The 7606-nt window shown below is 70.7% G+C and carries 9 protein-coding genes; 1 reads left to right on the plus strand and 8 read right to left on the minus strand.

Features of this window, described 5'->3' with window-relative positions:
- Nucleotides 1-16: 16 nt before the first annotated feature.
- The 8 genes from CCN72_RS00230 to CCN72_RS00265 all read right to left on the minus strand — a co-directional run bounded on the left by CCN72_RS00230 (nt 17) and on the right by CCN72_RS00265 (nt 7136).
- The gene (locus CCN72_RS00230; RefSeq protein ID WP_037655094.1) at nt 17-376 is read right to left on the minus strand and encodes an MmcQ/YjbR family DNA-binding protein; all 360 of its coding nucleotides are present in this window, start codon (nt 374-376) and stop codon (nt 17-19) included.
- Nucleotides 373-1659, minus strand: coding sequence for a hemolysin family protein (locus CCN72_RS00235; RefSeq protein WP_086805806.1), 1287 nt, complete (start codon nt 1657-1659; stop codon nt 373-375). Before CCN72_RS00235 ends, CCN72_RS00230 begins: the two co-directional genes overlap by 4 nt.
- Nucleotides 1660-1668: 9 nt before the next feature.
- On the minus strand, nt 1669-2166 hold the full coding sequence (gene ybeY, locus CCN72_RS00240; RefSeq protein ID WP_085564673.1) for an rRNA maturation RNase YbeY: 498 nt from the start codon (nt 2164-2166) through the stop codon (nt 1669-1671).
- Between the two features lie 12 nt (nt 2167-2178).
- Nucleotides 2179-3255: a PhoH family protein gene (locus CCN72_RS00245; RefSeq protein ID WP_086805807.1), complete on the minus strand. Its 1077-nt coding sequence runs from the start codon at nt 3253-3255 to the stop codon at nt 2179-2181.
- A 148-nt stretch (nt 3256-3403) separates the two neighbouring features.
- On the minus strand, nt 3404-4525 hold the full coding sequence (locus CCN72_RS00250; protein WP_244174086.1) for a carbohydrate kinase family protein: 1122 nt from the start codon (nt 4523-4525) through the stop codon (nt 3404-3406).
- A 335-nt stretch (nt 4526-4860) separates the two neighbouring features.
- Nucleotides 4861-5850 carry an adenosine deaminase gene (locus tag CCN72_RS00255; protein ID WP_086805809.1) on the minus strand — a complete coding sequence of 330 codons (990 nt, stop codon included), beginning with the start codon at nt 5848-5850 and terminating at the stop codon, nt 4861-4863.
- A 20-nt stretch (nt 5851-5870) separates the two neighbouring features.
- Complete coding sequence (locus CCN72_RS00260) at nt 5871-6776, minus strand: ribonuclease Z (protein WP_086805810.1); 906 nt, start codon at nt 6774-6776, stop codon at nt 5871-5873.
- Nucleotides 6777-6782: 6 nt separating this feature from the next.
- Nucleotides 6783-7136, minus strand: coding sequence for a histidine triad nucleotide-binding protein (locus tag CCN72_RS00265; protein ID WP_086805811.1), 354 nt, complete (start codon nt 7134-7136; stop codon nt 6783-6785).
- Between the two features lie 117 nt (nt 7137-7253).
- Here CCN72_RS00265 and CCN72_RS00270 point away from each other — a divergent pair, with 117 nt between their 5' ends.
- The gene (locus CCN72_RS00270) at nt 7254-7577 is read left to right on the plus strand and encodes a putative quinol monooxygenase (protein ID WP_086805812.1); all 324 of its coding nucleotides are present in this window, start codon (nt 7254-7256) and stop codon (nt 7575-7577) included.
- The last annotated feature ends 29 nt before the right edge of the window (nt 7578-7606 follow it).

Below are 7606 nucleotides of genomic sequence, written 5' to 3' on the forward strand. Positions count from 1 at the left end.
GCCCCGGGCGACGCGATTACGGGCGGTCCAGCCGCAGCCGCTCCGCTCTCGGCAGCCCCGCGACGACCAGGTCGTACGAGTCCTCGATCAGCTCGCGCAGCAGCGGGTCCGGGAGACCGCCGTCGACGGTGACGGTGTTCCAGTGCCGCTTGTTCATGTGCCAGCCGGGGACGATCAGGCCCTCGTGGTCGGCGCGCAGCCGCACCGCGTCCTCCGGGTCGCACTTGAGATTGACCGTCAGGGGCCGCGCGTCCAGGTTCGTCAGGGCGAACAGCTTGCCCAGCACCTTGAAGACCGAGGTCTCCGGGTTGAACGGGAAGTCCTCCACGGCCGCGTTGAAGGACAGGCAGAAGGCGCGCAGCTCCTCGGGTCTCACTCGGCCTTCGTCTCCTCGGCGGGCTCCACCAGCACGGTGACGATCTTGTTCCGGCGGCCGGCGGAGGACTCCGCGGTGAGCTTCAGCCGCCGCTCGTCGGGGAGTTCGACCTCAGCGGACGCGCCCGCGATGGGCACCCGGCCGAGCGCCTTGGCGAGCAGTCCGCCGACGGTCTCCACGTCCTCGTCGTCGTACTCCTCCAGGCCGTACAGCTCGCCGAGGTCGGTGATGTCCAGGCGGGCGGTGACCCGGAAGCGGCCCTGGCCGAGGTCCACCACGGGCGGCAGTTCCCGGTCGTACTCGTCGGTGATCTCGCCGACGATCTCCTCCAGGATGTCCTCGATGGTGACGATGCCCGCGGTGCCGCCGTACTCGTCGATGACTACGGCGACGTGGTTGCGCTCCTTCTGCATCTCCCGCAGCAGGTCGCCCGCGTTCTTGGTGTCGGGCACGAAGACCGCCGGGCGCATGGCCGTGGAGACCAGGTCGCTCTCCGCGTCCCGGCTGATGTGCGTCTTGCGGACCAGGTCCTTGAGATACACGATCCCGACGATGTCGTCCTCGCTCTCTCCGGTGACCGGTATCCGGGAGAACCCGGAGCGCAGGGCGAGGGTGAGGGCCTGCCGGATGGTCTTGAAGCGCTCGATGGTGACCAGGTCGGTGCGCGGCACCATGACCTCGCGCACCAGCGTGTCGCCCAGCTCGAAGACGGAGTGCACCATACGGCGCTCCTCGTCCTCGATCAGCGACTCCTTCTCGGCGAGGTCGACCAGCGCGCGCAGCTCCGCCTCGGAGGCGAACGGGCCGCGCCGGAAGCCCTTGCCGGGGGTGAGCGCGTTGCCGATGAGGATCAGCAGCGAGGGGATCGGGCCCATCACCCGGGCCAGCGGCACCAGGACGTACGCGGCCACGGTCGCGGTGTTCAGCGGGTGCTGGCGGCCGATGGTGCGCGGGGAGACCCCGACGGCGACGTACGACACCAGGACCATCACGGCGATGGCGACCAGCAGGGCCTGCCAGGTGGCCGAAAAGGCCTCCAGGCAGGCGTAGGTGACCAGGGCCGCGGCCGCCATCTCGCAGGCGACGCGGACCAGCAGGGCCACATTGAGGTAGCGGGTGGGGTCGGCGGCGATCTGCGCCAGCTTCTCGCCGCCGCGCCGCCCGGACTTCACGGCCTCCTCGGCCCGGAAGCTGGAGACCCGGGCGAGGCCCGCCTCCGCGCAGGCGGCGAGCCAGGCGACGACGACCAGCGCGATCGCGCCGATCACGATCTGCGGGGACATCCGGCCGGCTTACGAGACGGTCGGCGCGGGAGACGGGCCGGTCAGGCCCTGCTCGGCCCGCCAGCCGTCCACGATGGCGGCCTGCAACCCGAACATCTCGGCCTTCTCGTCCGGCTCCTCGTGGTCGTAGCCGAGCAGATGCAGCACGCCGTGGACGGTGAGCAGCTGGAGCTCCTCGTCCATGGAGTGCTGCGTCGGGGCGTCGGCCCCCTGCTTGGTCGCGACCTCCGGGCACAGCACGATGTCACCGAGCAGCCCCTGCGGGGGCTCCTCGTCGTCCTTGCCCGGCGGACGCAACTCGTCCATCGGGAAGGACATGACATCGGTGGGCCCGGGCAGGTCCATCCACTGGATGTGCAGCTGCTCCATGGCGTCTTCGTCCACGACGATCACCGAGAGTTCGGAGAGCGGGTGGATGCGCATGCGCGCGAGCGCGTAGCGGGCGATGTCGAGGATCGCCTGCTCGTCGACCTCGGTGCCGGATTCGTTGTTGACGTCGATCGACATGCTCGTGCCGGTCTACTTCCCCTTGGTGCCCTTGGCGCCGGTCCTGCCACGGCCCGGGTGGGAGCCGTTCTCGGTGCCGTTCTTGCTGTCGTACTTCTCGTACGCGTCGACAATACGGCCCACCAGCTTGTGCCGTACGACATCGTGGGACGTCAGCCGGGAGAAGTGCACGTCCTCGACGCCCTCCAGGATCTCCTGGACCTGGCGCAGACCCGACTTCGTGCCGTTCGGCAGGTCGACCTGCGTCACATCACCCGTGATCACGATCTTCGAGTCGAAGCCGAGTCGGGTGAGGAACATCTTCATCTGCTCGGGGCTGGTGTTCTGGGCCTCGTCCAGGATGATGAACGCATCATTGAGGGTACGCCCACGCATGTACGCCAGCGGCGCGACCTCGATGGTCCCGGCGGCCATCAGCTTGGGGATGGAGTCCGGGTCGAGCATGTCGTGCAGCGCGTCGTACAGCGGGCGCAGATAGGGGTCGATCTTCTCGTAGAGCGTGCCGGGCAGGAAGCCCAGCCGCTCGCCGGCCTCGACCGCGGGGCGGGTCAGGATGATCCGGTTGACCTGCTTGGACTGCAAAGCCTGGACGGCCTTGGCCATGGCCAGGTAGGTCTTGCCGGTACCGGCGGGGCCGATGCCGAAGACGATCGTGTGCTTGTCGATGGCGTCGACATAGCGCTTCTGGTTGAGGGTCTTGGGGCGGATGGTGCGGCCGCGCGAGGACAGGATGTTCTGCGTCAGCACCTCGGCCGGGGTCTCCGAGCCTTCGCTCGTACCGTTGTCGCTCGCCTTGAGCATGGCGATCGAGCGCTCCACTGCGTCCTCCGTCATCGGCTGCCCGGTGCGGAGCACCAGCATCATCTCGTCGAACACGCGTGAGATCAGGGCGACGTCGGCGCTCTCGCCGACCGCGCTGATCTCATTGCCCCGGACATGGATGTCGGCCGCCGGGAAGGCCCTCTCGATCACGCGCAGGAGGGAGTCGCCGGAACCCAGAACGGTCACCATGGGGTGCTGGGCGGGGACGGTGAGCTGCGCTCTCGCCTGCTCCTGCGTGGGGGTGTGAGCTGTGGGTGTCTGTGTCATGGGCCGGCGCGAAGGCCTGGTGCTTCCTCCTCCTCGCGACCGCACAACCTAGGGCGGCCTCGTCGCTGTCCAGAGTACGCCGGACGGCTCAGAAGCCCGTAGGACTTTTCCTCCGGCCGGGGGTACGCCGCCACCGCACCGCCGCCCGTCAGCCGGGGCCCCGGAAGCCGATGGTGGGCACGGCCCGGCGCAGCGGCCAGGGGCGGTCCAGCTCCTCCGGGACCAGCCGGTCGAGGAAGGCGTACCGCTGGAGCGCCATGGGGTCCTGGGCCGGCAGGGACTGCACCCGCCGCCACCACGCGCCGATCTCCGACCAGCCGGGCGCCGACAGGGAGCCGCCGAACTCCTGCACGGACAGCGCGGCCGTGAGCCCCGCGAACGCCAGCCGGTCGGCCAGCGGCCAGCCCGCGAGGGAGCCCGTCACGAAGCCGGCGACGAAGACGTCCCCCGCGCCCGTGGGGTCCAGCGCCTCCACCGCGATCGCCGGGACCTCCGCGGCTTCGCCGGTACGGCGGTCCACCGCGTACGCGCCCTCCGAGCCCAGCGTCACCACCGCCACCGGCACGTACTCGGTGAGCGCATGCGCGGCCAGGCGGGGGCAGTCGGCGCCCGTGTACCGCTTCGCCTCCTCGGCGTTGGGCAGGAACGCCTCGCAGTGTTCGAGGTCGGACAGCCCCGCGAGGTCCCAGGCGCCGGTCTCGTCCCAGCCGACGTCGGCGAAGATCCGGGTCCCGCCGCGCGCGGCCTGGGCGATCCAGGGGGCGCGGCGGCCCGGCGTGAGGGAGGCGACGGCGGCCCGGGCGCGCGGCGGGCAGTCGGGGGCCGGCTCCTCCGGCGGCGGCTCGTGCCCGTGCGAGACCATGGTCCGCTCGCCCTCGTACGCCATGGACACGGTCACCGGCGAGTGCCAGCCGGGCACCGTGCGCGACGGGGTGAGGTCGATGCCCTCGCCCTGTGCGAGGGCGTCCCAGCAGTACTCCCCGTAGTGGTCGTCCCCGAACGCGGCCGCGAGCGAGGTCCGCAGCCCGAGCCGGGCCAGCGCGCTGGCCATGTTGGCGACCCCGCCGGGGCTGGAGCCCATGCCACGGGCCCAGGACTCCGTGCCGCGCACGGGCGCCGAGTCAAGGCCGGTGAAGATGATGTCGAGGAAGACGGTGCCCGTGAGATAGACGTCCCAGGGCGGATCCCCGAGGGCGCGCCGCGCGGCGAGCGGATCGACCTGGGCCTGGCGGTGCCCCGCCCGGGTGAGGTGCTCGGGTTCCTCTCCGATGAGGGTGTGCGACGAGGTCACGGTGCGCTCCCTGGTGTGCTGGGTCTGGCCAGTGTGCACCACCGGGGCCGCCGCGTACGGGCATACGGCCGGGGATGCGCACACCTGGACAGGTCCGTGCGCACAGCGCAGAGCCCCGCCCCGCACACGGCGGGACGGGGCTCTGCAATGGAGCGCCGGGCAGGCCTTGCACCTGCATTTCCCCGCAGGAAGCGGGGCGTCTTTCCTTGGACCACCAACGCACTGTCCGGCTACCGGAGTTCCGGCGACCTCGACATGATCAATCATAGCCCATGCCGGGGCCCGTGCCGAACGCGCTTGGAACACGTGTGCGTCTAGAACACGTACGCGTCCACCTCGGCGAGGTACCGGGCCCGGCGCTCCTCGTCGTCCTCCAGGAAGGAGGCGAGGAAGGAGTTGCGGGCCAGTTCGCGCAGCCGGTCCTCGGTCAGCCCGAGACTCTCGCGCACCGCGCGGAAGTTGTCGTCGGCGTACCCGCCGAAGTAGGCCGGGTCGTCGGAGTTGACCGTGCACAGCAGCCCCGCGTCCAGCATGGCCGGCAGCGGGTGGTCGGCCAGGGTGTCCACCGTGCGCAGCCGGACGTTGGACAGCGGGCACAGGGTGAGCGGAACACGCTCGCGCACCAGCCGCTCCACCAGCTCGGGGTCCTCCATGCAGCGCAGCCCGTGGTCGACGCGCTCGATGCCGAGCAGGTCCAGGGACTGGGTGATGTACTCCGGCGGCCCCTCCTCGCCGGCGTGCGCCACCCGGCGCAGCCCGAGCCCGGCGGCGGTCTCGTACACCTGGCGGAACTTCGCCGGCGGGTGCCCGACCTCGGCGGAGTCCAGGCCGATGCCGGTGATCCGGTCGAGGTAGGGCCGGGCGGCCTCCAGGGTCTCCAGCGCGGAGTCGGCGGACTCGTCGCGCAGGAAGCACAGGATGAGCCGGGTGGAGACGCCGTGGTTCTCCTCGCTGCGGCCGAGCGCCCGCCACAGCCCCTCCACGACGGTGCGCATGTCCAGGCCGCGGGCGAGGTGGGCCTGCGGGTCGAAGAAGATCTCCGCGTGCCGTACGCCCTGCGCCGCGGCGCGGGTCAGATAGGCGTTGGCCAGGTCCTCGAAGTCCCGCTCGGTACGCAGGACGGTCATCAGCTCGTAGTACAGGTTCAGAAAGGACTGGAGGTCCTCGAACCGATACGCCTCGCGCAGCTCTTCCGTGTCGGCGTAGCGCAGCTTCACGCCGTTGCGGGCGGCCAGGTCGAAGGCCAGCTCCGGCTCCAGGGTGCCTTCGATGTGGAGGTGCAGTTCTGCTTTGGGGAGGGGCATCAAAGCATCGTACGGCGCACTTACCGTCGTTTCGGAACCGGCACTCGCTGAAGGTCGTACGCCACGGTCAGCTCGCCCTCGAAGCCGGCGGCCCGTGCCTGCCTCTCGAACTCGTCGGGCTCCGAGTACCGCTGGCTGAAGTGGGTGAGCACGAGATGCCGTACCCCCGCCCCGCGCGCCACCGCCCCCGCCTGCCCGGCCGTCAAGTGCCCGTGTTCCACCGCGAGTTCCTCGTCCTCGTCCAGGAAGGTGGACTCGATGACCAGCAGGTCGCAGCCCTCGGCCAGCGTGTACACGCCCTCGCAGAGCCGGGTGTCCATGACGAACGCGAACCGCTGTCCGCGCCGTACCTCGCTGACCTCCTCCAGCGTCACGTCCCCGAGCCGCCCCTCGCGTTGGAGCACCCCCACGTCCGGGCCCTTGATGCCGTGCGCGGCGAGCCGCTCGGGCAGCATCCGGCGGCCGTCCGGCTCGGTCAGCCGGTATCCGTACGACTCCACCGGGTGCGAGAGCCTGCGGGCGTCCAGGGTGTACGACGGCGTCACCGCGAGGGTGCCGTCGGCGGTCACCGGGACCTCGGTGACACCGACGGTCTCCCGGTACGCGGTGGCGTACCGCAGCCGGTCGAAGAAGCGCTGCCCGGAGGCCGGGTAGTGCGCGGTGATCTCGTGCGGCACCCGGTCCAGGTTGATGCGCTGGATGACCCCGGCGACGCCGAGGCTGTGGTCGCCGTGGAAGTGGGTGACGCAGAGGCGGTTCAGGTCGTGCGCGGCGACCCCGGCGCGCAGCATCTGCCGCTGGGTGCCCTCGCCGGGGTCGAAGAGGATGCCCTCGCCGTCCCAGCGCAGCAGATAGCCGTTGTGGTTGCGGTGCCGGGTCGGGACCTGGCTCGCGGTGCCGAGGACGACGAGTTCACGGACGGACACGGCGGACTATCCGGGCGGCCATTCGAGACCGCGGCCGCCGAGCACATGCCCGTGGGCGTGCCAGACGGTCTGACCGGCGCCGGGCCCGGTGTTGAAGACGACGCGGTAGCTGTCCAGCTTCTCCTCGTCGGCCACGGCCTGGGTCTCGCGCAGTACGTCCGCGGCGACCTCGGGGGCGCCGGCGGCGAGCGCGGCGGCGTCCCGGTAGTGGACCTTGGGGATCACCAGGATGTGCGTGGGGGCCTGCGGGTTTATGTCCCGGAAGGCAAGGGTGGTCTCCGTCTCGCGGACGACGGTGGCCGGGATGTGGCCCGCGACGATTTTGCAGAACAGGCAGTCGTCCTGCGGTTCTCCAGCCATTTCGCGTGCGCTCGCTTTCGCCGGGATCGGGGTCGAGAGGATCATCGTAGTCGGTGGGGCGCGGGTGGGTCGTGGTCGTTCGGGCCCCTGGGAAACCCGGCCGCCTATCATCGATGGATGATCTTCATCGTCGTCAAGTTCCCCGTGAAGCCCGAGCACACCGAGGCGTGGCCGCAGCACGTCGAGGCCTTCACCCGGGCCACCCGCGCCGAACCCGGCAATCTGTGGTTCGAGTGGTCCCGCAGCCTGGAGGACCCCGACACCTACGTCCTCGTCGAGGCCTTCCGGGACGGCACCGGCGAGGCGCACGTCCATTCCGACCACTTCCGCGCCGGCCTCGAAGCGATGCGCCCGCTGCTGCGCCGCACCCCCGACATCGTCAGCACCACCATCGAGGGCGCGGACGGCTGGAACGCGATGGGCGAGCTCTCCATCGGCTGACGCGGGAGGGCCCTAGGTGTATTGACCCG

The sequence above is a fragment of the Streptomyces murinus genome, assembly GCF_002154555.1.
Lineage (GTDB): Bacteria > Actinomycetota > Actinomycetes > Streptomycetales > Streptomycetaceae > Streptomyces > Streptomyces murinus.